The following is a 14,536-nucleotide window of genomic DNA, read 5'->3' on the forward strand; positions in this document are numbered from 1 at the left end:
TAGACCGATAAGTTATAAGGCAAATAGCCGCGATGCTCGTAACGGCGTTATTTTTTCCTTCATGGTGATCGGCGTGTCGCGGGTTTTCCTCGCACCAGCGCACGCAATGCAAAGCGGTTCGGGTGGCAGGCTTGCGCCACGCTGGCCGGTACCGGCAGCGGTTCGTCGCTCAACCACGCGGCCAGCAGTTCGCCGCACAGTGGCGCGGTGATCAGCCCGCGTGAACCGTGGCCGCTGTTGATATACAGGCCCGGCAACCACGGGCAGGGCGTATCCGGGAGTTGCCGGGCGTCTTTGCGCAGTGCGGCGTAAGCCTGTTGGAACGCAGCGCTATCGGCCAAGGGGCCGACGATTGGCAGGTAGTCAGGGCTGGTACAACGAAATGCGGCGCGGCCTTCCAAGTGTTCGGCGTTCAGTGAGTCAGCGCCAAGGCGCAGCAGCAGGTCTTCGGAAATCTCGCGCAGCATCTCGAGGTTGCCGGTGTGCTCGGCGAGGGTGGGCGTGAGGTCTTCATTGTTGAAATCAAAACTGGCGCCCAGGGTGTGTTCGCCAAGGCGCGCCGGTGCCACATAACCTTCTGCGCACACCACGGTGGCCAATGCCGCACTCGCCGGGGTTTGCGTCAAACGCGTGATCTGCCCGCGAATACGCTTGAGCGGCAAGTCCGCACTGAGGGGGAAGCGCTTGATTTCGGCTGCACCGGCCAGCACTACCACGCTGGCGCTGGCCAGTACGTCGTCGCCGTCACGGGCTTGCCATTGGTCGTCGACGCGGTGCAGCTCCAGCGCCTCGTGATGGGTGAGCACCTTGATCAGCGGATGCGCTGCTTGCCATTGGCACAGCGCCGGTGGATGCACCCAGCCACCTTCCGGGAAAAACAGCCCGCCCTGGGCCAATGCGATGCCGGCCTGTTGTTGGGCCTGTTCCTGGTTCAGTACGTGCAACAGATCCGGTGCAAAGGCCTCGGCCAGTTGCGCCTGGCGTTGGGCTTCCTTGGCGTCAAACGCCAGTTGCAGGACGCCGCAACCGTCCCAGTCAACGCCTCGCTGCAAGTGCTCCAGCAGGCGCCGGGTATGGCCGAAACCGCTGAGTATCAGTTGCGACAGCGCTGTGCCATGCGCCGACAGCTTGAGGTACAGCACGCCCTGCGGGTTGCCCGAGGCTTCCTGGGCCAGCGCGGCGTGACGGTCCAGCAGGCTGACGCGCCAACCCCGGGCGGCCAGGCTGGCGGCAGTGGCGCAACCGGCCAGGCCGCCGCCGATGACCATGGCATGGCGCTCGCCGTCCACGACTGCCGGGCGCGCAAACCAGGGTTTGGGTGTGGCCGGCGGTGGCGTATCGTCGGGCCAACCGAGAAACTCGCCGCGCAGGATTTCCCATTTATGGCCGATGCCCGGCGTGCGTTTCATTTTGAACCCGGCGGCATTGATCAGCCGACGTACCCAGCCGGTGCTGGTGAAGGTGCTGATGGTCGAGCCCGGCGCCGCCAGGCGCGCCAGTTCGGCAAACAGCTCGGCGGTCCACATGTCGGGGTTTTTCGCCGGGGCAAAGCCGTCGAGAAACCACGCGTCCACCTGCGCATCCAGTTGCGGCAATTGCTCCAGGGCGTCGCCGATCAGCAGCGTCAGGGTCACGCGGCCGTTATCCAGCACCAGGCGCTGGAAGCCTGGGTGGATGGCGATGTACTGCGCCAGCAGTTGTTCTGCAAAAGGCTGCAGCTCGGGCCAGAGGGCGAGGGCGCGCTGCAGGTCGGTGTGGCTCAGCGGGTATTTCTCCACGCTGACAAAATGCAGGCGCGCCCCTGCCACCGCGTGTTGTTCGAACAGTTGCCAGGCGCACAGGAAATTCAGCCCCGTACCAAACCCGGTTTCACCGATCACCAACCGCCCATTCACCGGCAAGGCGGCAAAGCGCTCCTGCAAACGGTTCTGTTCAAGGAACACATAACGGGTTTCTTCAAGGCCCGACTTGTCGGAAAAATACACGTCGTCGAACACCCGCGAGTGCGGGCGGCCTTGGTCATCCCAGTCGAGCTGGGCGTAGGTGATGGGGGTCATGGGCGGCTCATAAAAATAACGGCGGGCAAAGGCACGGCGGCCATTCTAGCCGATCAACCGGTAATGAATTGACCCACGGCAAGCGCGGGTTGAATTTCCTGCCGCGTGTTGTTGCCCAATCCGCTAGTCTTGAGCCATCTTGAAATGGAGCTGCCCATGTTCGAATCTGCGGAAATCGGTCACGCCATCGACAAAGACACCTATGAGGCCGAAGTGCCGGCCCTGCGTGAAGCCTTGCTGGAAGTGCAGTACGAACTGCAACAGCAGAAGCGCTTCCCGGTGATCATCCTGATCAATGGCATCGAGGGCGCGGGCAAGGGCGAAACCGTCAAGCTGCTCAATGAATGGATGGACCCGCGCCTGATCGAGGTGCGCACCTTCGACCAGCAGACTGACGAAGAACTGGCACGGCCACCGGCGTGGCGCTATTGGCGTCAGCTGCCGGCCAAGGGCCGCATGGGCATCTTTTTCGGCAACTGGTACAGCCAGATGCTGCAAAGCCGCGTGCATGACCAGATCAAGGACGCGCGCCTGGACCAGGCCATCGCCGGTGCCGAGCGCCTGGAAAAGATGCTCTGTGATGAAGGCGCGCTGATTTTCAAGTTCTGGTTTCACTTGTCGAAAAAACAGATGAAGGCACGCCTCAAGGCGCTGGCCGACGACCCGCTGCACAGTTGGCGCATCAGCCCGCTGGACTGGCAGCAGTCCGAAACCTACGACAAGTTTGTGCATTTCGGCGAGCGTATCCTGCGCCGCACCAGCCGCGATTACGCGCCCTGGCATGTGATCGAAGGCGTGGATGCGCATTACCGCAGCCTCACGGTGGGCAAGATCCTGCTCGAAAGCCTGCAAAACGCCTTGAAGCTGCCCAAGGGCAAGGCCAGCGGCATGAACCCGGCGCCGTTGATTGCCTCGGTGGACAAGAAGAGCCTGCTCGACAGCCTCGACCTGACCCTGCGCCTGGACAAAGACGATTACGAAGAACAGCTGATTACCGAGCAGGCGCGCTTCTCCGGCCTGATGCGCGACAAGCGCATGCGCAAGCACGCATTGATCACCGTGTTTGAAGGCAACGATGCGGCAGGCAAGGGCGGGGCGATCCGCCGGGTGGCGGCGGCGCTGGATCCGCGCCAGTACCATATCGTGCCGATCGCCGCGCCGAGTGAGGACGAGCGCGCCCAGCCGTATTTGTGGCGCTTTTGGCAGAAGATTCCGGCACGCGGGATGTTCACCGTGTTCGACCGCTCGTGGTACGGCCGTGTGTTGGTGGAGCGCATCGAAGGCTTCTGCACCCCGGCGGACTGGATGCGCGCCTATGGCGAAATCAATGACTTCGAAGAGCAACTGCGCGATGCGGGCGTGATCGTGGTCAAGTTCTGGCTGGCCATCGACAAAGACACGCAACTGGAGCGCTTCCAGGCCCGTGAGGAAATCCCCTTCAAGCGCTTCAAAATCACCGAAGACGACTGGCGCAACCGCGACAAGTGGGACGATTATCGGGCGGCAGTGGGTGACATGGTCGACCGCACCAGCACCGAGGTGTCGCCCTGGACCCTGGTGGAAGCCAACGACAAACGCTGGGCGCGGGTCAAGGTGCTGCGCACCATCAACCGCGCGCTGGAAGAGGCGTTCGAGAAGACCGACAAGCACGATAAAAAGAAAAAGAAATAAAGCTGGCGGCACTTCCTGTGGTGAGGCTCATGTGGTGAGCGACGCTTGTGTGGCGAGCAGGCTTGCCCTGCGTTGGGCTGCGCAGCAGCCCCCTATCCAGGCAGCGCGTTCTTTCAGGCAGACCTCATCGGCGGGTTTTGGGGCCGCTTCGCAGCCCAACGCGAGCAAGCTCGCTCGCCACAGTCTGCGCCGCCTTCAAGTCCTGTGGTGCACGAGGCTTCTGTGGCGAGCAGGCTTGTCCTGCGTTGGGCTGCGCAGCAGCCCCCGACCCAGGCAGTGCATTCTTTCAGGCAGACCTAATCGGCGGGTTTTGGGGCCGCTCCGCAGCCCAACGCGAGCAAGCTCGCTCGCCACAGTCTGCGTCGCCTTCAAGTTCTGTGGTAAGCGAGGCTTGTGTGGCGAGCAGGCTTGCCCTGCGTTGGGCTGCGCAGCAGCCCCGACCCAGGCAGCGCGTTCTTTCAGGCACACCTCGTCGGCAGGTTTTGGGGCCGCTTCGCAGCCCAACGCGAGCAAGCTCGCTCGCCACAGTCTGCGTCGTCTTCAAGTTCTGTGGTGAGCGAGGCTTCTGTGGCGAGCAGGCTTGTCCTGCGTTGGGCTGCGCAGCAGCCCCCTATCCAGGCAACGCGTTCTTTCAGGCAGACCTCATTGGCGGGTTTTGGGGCCGCTTCGCAGCCCAGCGCGAGCAAGCTCGCTCGCCACAGTCTGCGTCGTTTTCAAGTTCTGTGGTGAGCGAGGCTTCTGTGGCGAGCAGGCTTGCCCTGCGTTGGGCTGCGCAGCAGCCCCCGACCCAGGCAGCGCGTTCTTTCAGGCACACCTCATCGGCAGGTTTTGGGGCCGCTTCGCAGCCCAGCGCGAGCAAGCTCGCTCGCCACAGTCTGCGTCGCCTTCAAGTTCTGTGGTAAGCGAGGCTTGTGTGGCGAGCAGGCTTGCCCTGCGTTGGGCTGCGCAGCAGCCCCGACCCAGGCAGCGCGTTCTTTCAGGCACACCTCGTCGGCAGGTTTTGGGGCCGCTTCGCAGCCCAACGCGAGCAAGCTCGCTCGCCACAGTCTGCGTCGTCTTCAAGTTCTGTGGTGAGCGAGGCTTCTGTGGCGAGCAGGCTTGTCCTGCGTTGGGCTGCGCAGCAGCCCCCGACCCAGGCAGCGCATTCTTTCAGGCACACCTCGTCGGCGGGTTTTGGGGCCGCTTCGCAGCCCAACGCGAGCAAGCTCGCTCGCCACAGTCTGCGTCGTCTTCAAGTCCTGTGGTAAGTAAGGGGGTCATGCTTTTGTATATGCCAGGTGAATGATCATCGCCGTTGGGCAGGCCCGGATCTATGCTCGGTCCATCTCCCAACAATAAGATCGAGGTAGCCCATGCGTGAAGTAGTGATCGTCGACAGCGTGCGAACCGGCCTGGCCAAGTCTTTTCGTGGCAAGTTCAACCAGACACGCCCGGATGACATGGCAGCCCATTGCGTCAACGCGCTGCTGGCGCGCAATGGCATCGACCCGGCGACGGTCGAGGATTGCATCGTCGGTGCCGGCTCCAACGAAGGCGCCCAGGGCTACAACATCGGGCGTAACGTGGCGGTGCTCTCGCAACTGGGCACCGGGACGGCGGGCATGACCCTCAACCGGTTCTGTTCCTCGGGCTTGCAGGCCATTGCAATTGCGGCCAACCAGATTGCCTCGGGTTGCAGCGATATCATCGTTGCCGGTGGCGTCGAGTCCATCAGCTTGACCATGAAAAGCGTCAACACCGACAACCTGATCAACCCGCTGCTCGAGGAACAGGTGCCGGGCATTTACTTCCCCATGGGCCAGACGGCCGAGATCGTCGCGCGCCGCTATAACGTCAGTCGCGAAGACCAGGACCTGTACGCCCTGCAAAGCCAGCAGCGCACCGCCCAGGCCCAGGCCGACGGCTTGTTCAACGATGAAATCGTGCCGATGGCGGTCCAGTACAAGGTCGAAGACAAAAATACCGGCCAGGTGCAGGTACTCGATGGCGTGGTCGACCGCGACGATTGCAACCGCCCTGACACCACGCTGGCCAGCCTCAATGGCCTCAAGCCGGTGTTTGCCGAAGACGGTTCGGTGACAGCGGGCAACTCCTCGCAGTTGTCCGATGGCGCTTCGATGACCTTGGTGATGAGCCTGGAAAAAGCCCTGCAACTGGGGCTCAAGCCCAAGGCGTTTTTCCGTGGTTTTACCGTGGCCGGTTGCGAGCCGGACGAAATGGGCATCGGCCCGGTGTTCTCGGTGCCCAAACTGCTCAAGGCCAAGGGCTTGCAGGTGGCGGATATCGACCTGTGGGAGCTTAACGAAGCGTTTGCTTCCCAGTGCCTCTACGCACGCAATCGCCTGCAAATCGACAACGCCAGGTACAACGTCAACGGCGGCTCCATCTCCATCGGCCATCCGTTCGGCATGACCGGGTCGCGGCAGGTAGGGCACCTGGTGCGCGAGTTGCAGCGCCGTAACCTGCGCTACGGCATCGTCACCATGTGCGTGGGCGGCGGCATGGGCGCGACCGGATTGTTTGAGGCGGTGCGTTAGTCAACCGACAGTTCGCACCTTATCCAAATAAAGGGGGAGCGTGCTCCCCCTTTGCACATTCGCTGTTTGGTAATACTCAGGTACGGCTTTGCTTGTTTGTTTAGTTGATCTAATGGCGTAAACACGGTTATTTTTTAATGCGTGTAATCCTCATCTTACAGATGCGGTCTGGTTTGAATTATTCTCATTAGTCCGCATGTAGTCTTTTTCCTTCAGCTGTTTTTAAAGTTTTGGCAAATTGCCATGTTTTTCCTGCGCGTCGTGGCGTATCACGGCTACTTGGTTTGCGGAAATAGATGGCTTACTTGCTCAAGTGTGAAGTGGAGAATTGCCTGGCGTTGAGCTGATCCCTGAATTGCAATACAACTAATTGGAAAACAACTCAGGAATCATCGGCTTAACAGCACGGGTTATAACCGCTCGTTTAATCAGCCCTGCACCGACCTGTGGCCGGGCTTCTTTAATGACACTTGTGAATAAGTGGGAATCTGTACATGAAAACCAAAATGAAAGCTGCGCTGTTGTCTATCGGTCTGATGGCCGGCTCGATCTCTGTTGCGCAGGCAGCGGATGGGACGGTTACGTTTCTGGGGTCGGTGCACTCGGGTGCTTGCTCTATCAAGCCTGACTCTGTGGACCAGACTGTTCGCCTGGGGGCGATTGCCAAACACCAACTGGAATCGGGCGGCAAGTCTGAGGCGCGCCCTGTGCTGATTGAACTGGAAGGCTGCGACCTGTCCGGCTTGACCGATAACACCGTGACCACCACCTTTACCGGCGCACCTTCCAGCGCTGTGCCTGGTGCGATCGGTACGGTCGGTGGTGCAGGCGGCGTGGGCATCATGATGACTCACGGCGGTGCCCTGGTTGAGCTGGGCAAGCCTACTACCCCGCAGGCCATCGCCACCGGTAATAACACCCTGGAGTTCGGTGCCTACGTGCAAGGCGCCGCCACCGACCCGATCATCCCGGGCGATTTCAGCGCCGTCACCAACTTCACCTTGGCTTATCAGTAAGTTTTGCTCCCCGCCACCTTGTGTGGCGGGGGGACGCTGACGGGAGAACCAGGTGAATACATTCATACGCCTCGCACTCGCCTCTTCATTGACGACATTCATCAACCCCGGTGGGTTCGCCCAGGCGGCTTCGCAGGGTGATGGCGTCGTGGTGCTCGGAGGAGAGGTCGTTGACTCAGCCTGTGGGCTGGAACTGGGCAGTATCGATCAGACCATCGAGATGCCACCGGAGCCGGTAGGCCGGCTGCTACGCAATACACGCGGCGAAGACCACCCCTTCCAGCTGCGCCTGGTCAATTGCACGCTGACTCGCCCGGACCCGTCGCGCCCAGGGGCGACCCTGCCTGACTGGGAGCACATGCGGGTGACGTTTGACGGAGCAACCGACCGGGCAGGGCTTTCGTTCGCTGTGTCGGGTGCCTCACAGGGGGTTGCGCTGCACATTGTGGACGCTGCCGGCGAGGAGAGTATTCCCGGGCAGCGGATGGCGCCGACCCCTCTGTCGGAGGGCGACATGACACTCAACTACAGATTTTATCTGGTCGGTAACGGACTGCCGTTGGTCGTGGGCGCTCATACCGCCGCCGTGCGGTTCAAGTTGGAATACTTTTGAATAGTGATGGACAGGCGTTCATGTTGAATACAGCGAAGTTCAAAAATACGCTGCGCCCTAGCCTGTTTGGCGGGTTGATGTCTCTGGCAGGAACAGCACTGGGCGCCGGGGATGTCGAGTTTAATACGGATGTGCTCGACCTGATTGATCGCAGCAATATTGACTTGTCTCAATTTGCCCGCAGCGGGTTTATTTTGCCGGGTACTTACACGATGGTGGTGCAAGTCAATGGCCAGCCTATTCCTGAACAGGCAGTGGCGTTCTACCCACCGGACAAAGACCCCAAAGGCAGTCAGGCGTGTTTGTCGCGCAGCCTGGTGGAACAGTTAAGCCTGAAAGTCTCCGATGCCGACAAGCTGGCATGGTGGAAGGGCGGCGAGTGTCTGGATATTCAAAGTTTGCCAGGCATGGAAGTCAGTGGAGACCTGGCCACCTCCACGCTGAGTATCAACTTGCCCCAGGCGTACTTTGAGTACAACGCCATCAACTGGGACCCGCCTTCGCGCTGGGATGAAGGTGTACCGGGGTTGCTGGTCGACTATAGCCTTACGGCGCAGTCCAACTACCAGCGCGGCGATGGCAACCGCAATAACCTCAGTGGCAATGGCACTGTGGGGGCCAACGCCGGCGCCTGGCGCTTGCGGGCCGACTGGCAAGGGCGTGTCGAACGTGGCCGGCAGGAAGCGGCCGGGCCGCAGAAGCTTGAGTGGAGCCGCTACTACGCGTACCGCGCCATTCCTGCGCTGAAGGCGCGTTTGGTGGTGGGCGAGAATTACCTGTATTCGGACCTGTTTGACAGCTTCCGCTTCACCGGTGCCGCGCTTAATTCGGATGAAAGCCAGTTGCCGCCCAACTTGCGTGGCTACGCGCCGGAAGTGGTCGGGGTGGCCAAGACCAATGCCAAGGTCATCATCAGCCAGCAGGGGCGCGTGCTCTATGAAACCCTGGTCGCAGCCGGCCCGTTTCGCATCCAGGATCTGCAGGACGCGGTCACGGGCAAGCTGGATGTGCGGGTGGAAGAGCAGGATGGTTCGGTGCACAGCTTCCAGATGGACACCGCCGGCGTGCCGTACCTGACACGCCCAGGGCAGGTTCGCTACAAGCTGGCGACGGGCCGGCCGTCCAATCTGCAGAACGGCTCGAATGGCAATGTTTTCGGGACCGGCGAGTTTTCCTGGGGTATCAGCAATGGCTGGTCGTTGTTCGGTGGCGGTATGACCGATAACAACTACCGGGCGTTATCGGTCGGGGCAGGTCGGGATTTGCTGGCGTTCGGCGCCGTTTCGCTGGATGTGACGCAGTCGCACGCCCAGGTGTGGGACCAGACGCTCTCGGGCAAATCCTACCGCCTTCAATACTCCAAGAACTTCGAAGAGTACGACAGCCAGGTGACCTTCGCCGGTTACCGGTTTTCCGAGAAGAACTTCCTGAGCATGAGCGAGTACCTGGACGCCCGGCATTACGGGTTGAACGGCGAACTCGGCGGGCGTGGGGACTACCGCGACCCCAATGAAGGCTGGAAGCCGATTGGCGGCAGCAAGGCGCTGTATACGGTCACCGTCAACAAGCAGTTTCGTGACCTGGGCGCCACCGTCTACGCCAGCTACAACAAGCAAACCTATTGGGATCGGCCGGACACCCAGCGCTGGAACCTGTCGCTGTCACGCTACTTCAATGTGGGCACGGTCAAGAACATGAGCCTGTCCCTGAACATGTACCGCACCGAGGAATACAACTACAAAGACAATGGCATGGCGCTGACGGTCAGCCTGCCATTGGGGCGCACCGGCACACTGTCGATGGACGCCAACCGGACTGCCGGCCGGAACAACTTCGCGACGCGCTACAGCGATCGCCTGGATGAGCGCAACAGCTACCAGCTCAGTGCCAGCGACTCGTCCGCCAGTGGTTACTTGAGCCATATGGGCGACCAGGCCGATATCGACCTGAGCGCCAGCACCCAGGAGGGCGGCTACAGCAGCGTCGGCCTGTCGGCACGTGGCGGCGGCACGCTCACACCCTACGGTGGCGCACTCCATCGTACGACCAGCACCGGCGGCACTCGCCTGATGATCGACACCGGTGGCGTACCCGACGTGCCTGTGCGTGGTTATGGCTCACCGACCCGCAGTAACGTATTCGGCAAGGCGGTGATCTCCGACATCAGCAGCTACCAGCGCACAGCGGCCAGTGTTGATCTGGAGCGCTTGCCCAGCAACGTCGAAGCCACTCAATCGGTCACGCAATTGACCCTCACCGAAGGCGCGATCGGCTACCGCTCGCTGGCTGTGATCGCCGGTGACAAGGCCATGGCCGTTGTGCGCCTGCCGGATGGCAGCCTGCCGCCTTTCGGCGCGACGGTGAAGAACCTCAAGCAACAGGACACCGGGATTGTGAACGACGGCGGCAACGTCTACCTGAGCGGTATTCGAGCCGGCGAGCAGATGGTCGTCAGCTGGGGCGGTGACGAACGCTGCCTGCTCACGCTGCCGGCCACGTTGCCTGCGGATGGTTTGACCGACGCCCTGCAACTGCGCTGCCAGCTGGTAGCCACAGACCCATCCTTGGCTGACCCCGCCGTACTGACCGGCCAGCCCACCGATACGGAGAACACATCCTCATGAAGCTCAATCCACGCATCACCTCCCAGGCCTTGGCACTGCTGGTCCTGGCCCTGAGCCAGAGCACCAACGCCGCAGTCGGCCTGGACCGTACCCGCGTGATTTTTGATGGCGGCAAAGATGCCACCAGCGTGAATATCACCAACAACAATACCCAATTGCCGTATCTGGCCCAGGGCTGGATCGAGGACGAGGCGGGTCAAAAAATCACCTCGCCGTTGATCGTGCTGCCACCGGTTCAACGCTTGGAGCCTGGCAAACAAAGCCAGGTGAAAGTCCAGGCACTGCCGGCAGCCAAGTCGCTGCCCCAGGACCGGGAGACGGTCTACTACTTCAACCTGCGGGAAATTCCGCCGCGCAGCGACAAGTCCAACACCCTGCAAATTGCCTTGCAGACCCGGATCAAATTGTTCTACCGGCCGCAAGCCATTACGCCGAGCCAGCAGGACCTGTCCAACCCCTGGCAGCAGAAACTCACCCTGACCCGCGAAGGCGACCAGTACCGGGTGCACAACCCGACGCCTTACTACGTGACCCTGGTGGATGCGCGCAGCAGCAAGGAGGGCAAAACCGTGGAGGGCTTTGCGCCCCTGATGATTGCGCCCAAGGAGTCGTTGACCCTGGGGCCCTCCGCCAAGGCACTGGGTTCAACCCCTTACCTGGCCTATGTGAATGATTACGGCGGGCGTCCGCTCTTGGCGTTCACCTGCACGGGTGACACGTGCAACGTGAACGTGCAGGCCTCATCGCCTAATTGAGTAATGCCAGCTGCTGGAGAACATCATGAAGTCGCAACGTGTGAAGGTCTTGGGCGGCCTGTTATGGGTCTTGGCGGCGGGCGTTCACGCCGCCGAGGACGACGAAGATATCGAAGGAATGAGTGGGATGTTGAATGTGCTCGGCTCTATGCATGAGTCGCCTTGCAGCCTGGATATGACCTCACTGCATCAGACGGTTGACCTGGACGACGTGTCGAGCAGCCAATTGCAACGCCCCGGCGACCAGGCGACGGCCAAGGCATTTCAGCTGCGGTTTACCGATTGCCTTCGCACTGCCGGCCGTGTGCGCAACGAACGCACGGGAAACCTGACATGGAGTGCCTACCAACCGGTGCTGTCGGTAACCTTTGATGCGCCGGCCGATGCCGATGACCCACGGCTGGTCAAAGTGCAAGGCATCACCGGGATGGGCCTGCAATTGACCGACGCTTTGGGCCGGGACGTACAGTTGGGTTCAAGGGGCCAGCCCTTGTTTTTGCCCGTAGGCCGCAACACCCAGACCTGGCGTGTTCGACCTACGCGCACCTCGGCGCCGTTGACCAGTGGGGCATTCAAGGCCGTGGTGCAATTCAGGCTCAACTATGAGTAAGGGCAGAGCGATGGCTAAATCATTCGGCCCGTGGGCCATTCTTTTCGGTGGCGGCTTGCTGTGGGCTGCCGGCCAAGGTGTGCAGGCCGATACCAGCCTGATCATCCGCGCGGTCATCATCGCGCCGCCGCCTTGCGTGATTAACAGTGGCGCAACCCTGGACGTGCCGTTTGGCAATGACCTGCAGACGTCACGGGTAGACGGGGTTAATTACCGGCGTGACGTGCCCTATACCGTCACCTGTGACTCGCCGTTCAGTAACGCTCTGACCCTGGAACTCAAGGGCACCGGCGCCGGGTTTGACAGCCGCGTGCTGTCGACCCGCAAGGCCGACCTGGGGGTCAAGCTGTTCGTCAATGGCGCTGACTGGCCGTTGAACACAGCGGTGAATTTTACCTATCCCAACTTCCCGGCGGTACAGGCGGTGCCTGTCAAACGCGTGGGCAGCAAGCTGACCGGCGGGGCATTTGATGCCGCCGCCACCCTGGTGGTCGATTACCAATGACGAGGAATGCTCAATGACATTTTGGCAGCAACGTGTGTTGCTCACCGTGTGTTCCATCGGCCTTTGCAGTGGTGCGTCGGCCAACTTGACCTTCAGCGGCACGCTGAATGAACCGCCGCCGTGCACGATCGACAGCGGCAACACCATTGAGGTGGATTTTGGCGATGTGGGGGTAAAGCGCATCGATGGTGTGAAATACCGCCGAGGTGTCGGTTACGCCATCAACTGTGGCACCGACACGTTGCCGTGGGAGCTCAAATTGAGCGTGAACGGCACAGCCTCGTCGTTTGACGGTGCAGCGGTGCAGACCAGCGTGCCGGCGCTGGGCATTCGGATTTTTCAGAACAACCTGCCGTTTCCACTCAATACACCGCTGGACATCACCCTGTCGTCACCGCCGACATTGGAGGTGGTACCCGTGCAACAGCCCGGTGCAATTCTGACCCCCGCGCGGTTTACGGCCGTGGCCACGTTGTTGGCTGAATACCAGTAGGAGTTGAGTCGATGCGAGACCAAATTGTGCATAAGGGCGGGCTGGCGCTGCTGCTCACCTTCGGCCTGATCCCTCTGGGGCACGGCGCGGACAACCTGATGTTCAAGGGCAACCTGGTGGAAGAGGCCTGCACCATCCGCCCGGGCGATGAGGCCATCGCGCTGGAACTTTGGGACGTCACCAGCAAGCACCTTTATATCAACACGCGAACGGTGGGCAAGCGCTTCCAACTGCACCTTGAGGAGTGTGACACCACCATTGGCAACACCGTGACCATCACCTTCGGCGGTGCCGAAAATGGCGAACTTCCGGGTTTGCTCGCGCTGGACGGTGGCAGTGGCGCCTCTGGGATTGGCGTCGGTATCGAGACATTAAACGATAAGCCATTGCCCTTGAATGCCGTCAGCGATGAACAGGTACTGAGCGATGGCAGCAATGTGATCGAACTCAAGGCTTACGTGAAAGGCGAGCCGACGGCTATCCGCGAGCAAACCATTGGGCACGGTGCGTACACGGTGACCTCTACTTTTACGTTGGACTATCCGTAGCGGCTACGTCCTCTTGATGACGTGAGCCGCGAGTGCCCAGTGGGCACATTCAGGTAGATATAAGCCGCGAGAGATCAAAAAATGAAACAACGCTATGGAGCTCTTGTGCTTCTTGTGCTGATCGGAATCACTACGGCTGCGAGTGCAACTGATTGTCGTGTAAATGGCGGGTCCTGGATATTTGTAGGTGCAGGTGGGACGTTAAACCTGCAAGTTCCCGTTACGGTTCAACTGAGCGCAGACAGAACGCGTATCCTGCTCGAAGGGGCAAGGTTAGAGTGCCGATTCTCGGGTTTTGGCGGTAGCCAGCCTTGGTATACGGACTACTGGGCTACGTCGGCAAGAGTGGGGCCGGCCTGGGTGCCAGGCCCGAAGTTCACCAGTCAAGGCACCGGCTTACGCATCAACGGCAGCTATCAAAATACCCCAGTCCCGAATGGTATCCGAACGACGACCATGCCTAATAACGGCATCGGCGTGCCGGTCGATGTCACACCTTATATTTTGGTGCGCAACAATCCGACCAATCCTATCGACGTTCGATTAGGCGACGTCCTCGGAAGGTTAAATCTAGACCAGACAAATAACTATAACTCCGGCAGCTCAACGCTCGCGCTTACGTACACGGCCGCCAACAACTTCTCTATTTCCCCATCCACCTGCACCATCAACAATAACAACCCCATCGAGATTAACTTCGGCACGGTGAATCAGCGCGCAATCGGCACTGACCCGCTCACAACCTCCATCGTCAGCAACCGTAGGCTCACCTACTCGTGCCCGGACGGCGGCATCAACACGCCGATCACCATCACCTACAAAGGCACCCGTTCGGCGTTCGACGCACGCTTGCTGACGATGAGTAATCCGGACGTGGGCACGGCCATGGTGCGCGCGGGAACCGCGGTGCCGGTAAACGGTTCATTCCTCACCCGCATCACCAACAGCGTGGGCGGCGACGATGTGACGTTTTCGCTGGTGCGCCGCAATGGCTCCTTACCGGCCGCAGGCGCCATAAGCGGCAGCGGTGTGCTGGTGATGGGTGTGCCATAAGGCCCAAGCCCGCCAAAAGCCAACCCTACAAATCTCGATACTCCTGACTGTTTC

At 60.8% G+C, this 14,536-nt stretch carries 12 protein-coding genes; 11 read left to right on the forward strand and 1 reads right to left on the reverse strand.

Annotation, left to right across the window (positions count from 1 at the left end; translation table 11 throughout):
- Window positions 1-59: 59 nt before the first annotated feature.
- Entirely contained in the window at window positions 60-2,057 is a 1,998-nt protein-coding gene (mnmC, locus tag QF043_RS07905) for a bifunctional tRNA (5-methylaminomethyl-2-thiouridine)(34)-methyltransferase MnmD/FAD-dependent 5-carboxymethylaminomethyl-2-thiouridine(34) oxidoreductase MnmC (protein WP_307418056.1), read from the reverse strand.
- 156 nt (window positions 2,058-2,213) lie between these two features.
- Here mnmC and pap point away from each other — a divergent pair, with 156 nt between their 5' ends.
- The 11 genes from pap (at window position 2,214) to QF043_RS07960 (ending at window position 14,482) form a co-directional block, all read left to right on the forward strand.
- Window positions 2,214-3,728, forward strand: a complete 1,515-nt coding sequence (gene pap, locus QF043_RS07910) for a polyphosphate:AMP phosphotransferase (protein WP_307418057.1) — start codon at window positions 2,214-2,216, stop codon at window positions 3,726-3,728.
- Between the two features lie 1,352 nt (window positions 3,729-5,080).
- Window positions 5,081-6,265, forward strand: a complete 1,185-nt coding sequence (locus QF043_RS07915) for a thiolase family protein (RefSeq protein ID WP_307418058.1) — start codon at window positions 5,081-5,083, stop codon at window positions 6,263-6,265.
- 494 nt (window positions 6,266-6,759) lie between these two features.
- The gene (locus tag QF043_RS07920) at window positions 6,760-7,281 is read left to right on the forward strand and encodes a fimbrial protein (protein ID WP_307418059.1); all 522 of its coding nucleotides are present in this window, start codon (window positions 6,760-6,762) and stop codon (window positions 7,279-7,281) included.
- Window positions 7,282-7,333: 52 nt separating this feature from the next.
- A complete protein-coding gene (locus QF043_RS07925; protein WP_307418060.1) occupies window positions 7,334-7,894 on the forward strand; it encodes a fimbrial protein in 561 nt (186 codons plus the stop codon).
- 20 nt (window positions 7,895-7,914) lie between these two features.
- Window positions 7,915-10,518: an outer membrane usher protein gene (locus QF043_RS07930; protein WP_307418061.1), complete on the forward strand. Its 2,604-nt coding sequence runs from the start codon at window positions 7,915-7,917 to the stop codon at window positions 10,516-10,518.
- Window positions 10,515-11,273 carry a fimbria/pilus periplasmic chaperone gene (locus QF043_RS07935; protein WP_307418062.1) on the forward strand — a complete coding sequence of 253 codons (759 nt, stop codon included), beginning with the start codon at window positions 10,515-10,517 and terminating at the stop codon, window positions 11,271-11,273. The genes QF043_RS07930 and QF043_RS07935 overlap by 4 nt, the downstream gene beginning before the upstream one ends.
- Window positions 11,274-11,298: 25 nt before the next feature.
- Window positions 11,299-11,883 (forward strand): fimbrial protein, encoded by a 585-nt coding sequence (locus tag QF043_RS07940; protein WP_307418063.1) that lies wholly within the window; start codon window positions 11,299-11,301, stop codon window positions 11,881-11,883.
- Between the two features lie 10 nt (window positions 11,884-11,893).
- Window positions 11,894-12,388, forward strand: a complete 495-nt coding sequence (locus QF043_RS07945) for a fimbrial protein (RefSeq protein ID WP_307418065.1) — start codon at window positions 11,894-11,896, stop codon at window positions 12,386-12,388.
- A gap of 13 nt (window positions 12,389-12,401) precedes the next feature.
- On the forward strand, window positions 12,402-12,881 hold the full coding sequence (locus QF043_RS07950; RefSeq protein WP_307418066.1) for a fimbrial protein: 480 nt from the start codon (window positions 12,402-12,404) through the stop codon (window positions 12,879-12,881).
- Window positions 12,882-12,892: 11 nt separating this feature from the next.
- Entirely contained in the window at window positions 12,893-13,429 is a 537-nt protein-coding gene (locus tag QF043_RS07955) for a fimbrial protein (RefSeq protein WP_307418067.1), read from the forward strand.
- 81 nt (window positions 13,430-13,510) lie between these two features.
- Window positions 13,511-14,482 carry a fimbrial protein gene (locus QF043_RS07960; RefSeq protein ID WP_307418068.1) on the forward strand — a complete coding sequence of 324 codons (972 nt, stop codon included), beginning with the start codon at window positions 13,511-13,513 and terminating at the stop codon, window positions 14,480-14,482.
- Window positions 14,483-14,536 lie beyond the last annotated feature (54 nt).

It is taken from the genome of Pseudomonas sp. W3I7, assembly GCF_030816095.1.
GTDB lineage: Bacteria > Pseudomonadota > Gammaproteobacteria > Pseudomonadales > Pseudomonadaceae > Aquipseudomonas > Aquipseudomonas salomonii.

Coding starts and splice junctions, on each gene's coding strand:
- mnmC (WP_307418056.1), bottom strand. CDS start 2,057: ATGACCCCCATCACCTACGCCCAGCTCGACTGGGATGACCAAGGCCGC.
- pap (WP_307418057.1), top strand. CDS start 2,214: ATGTTCGAATCTGCGGAAATCGGTCACGCCATCGACAAAGACACCTAT.
- QF043_RS07915 (WP_307418058.1), top strand. CDS start 5,081: ATGCGTGAAGTAGTGATCGTCGACAGCGTGCGAACCGGCCTGGCCAAG.
- QF043_RS07920 (WP_307418059.1), top strand. CDS start 6,760: ATGAAAACCAAAATGAAAGCTGCGCTGTTGTCTATCGGTCTGATGGCC.
- QF043_RS07930 (WP_307418061.1), top strand. CDS start 7,915: ATGTTGAATACAGCGAAGTTCAAAAATACGCTGCGCCCTAGCCTGTTT.
- QF043_RS07935 (WP_307418062.1), top strand. CDS start 10,515: ATGAAGCTCAATCCACGCATCACCTCCCAGGCCTTGGCACTGCTGGTC.
- QF043_RS07940 (WP_307418063.1), top strand. CDS start 11,299: ATGAAGTCGCAACGTGTGAAGGTCTTGGGCGGCCTGTTATGGGTCTTG.
- QF043_RS07945 (WP_307418065.1), top strand. CDS start 11,894: ATGGCTAAATCATTCGGCCCGTGGGCCATTCTTTTCGGTGGCGGCTTG.
- QF043_RS07950 (WP_307418066.1), top strand. CDS start 12,402: ATGACATTTTGGCAGCAACGTGTGTTGCTCACCGTGTGTTCCATCGGC.
- QF043_RS07955 (WP_307418067.1), top strand. CDS start 12,893: ATGCGAGACCAAATTGTGCATAAGGGCGGGCTGGCGCTGCTGCTCACC.
- QF043_RS07960 (WP_307418068.1), top strand. CDS start 13,511: ATGAAACAACGCTATGGAGCTCTTGTGCTTCTTGTGCTGATCGGAATC.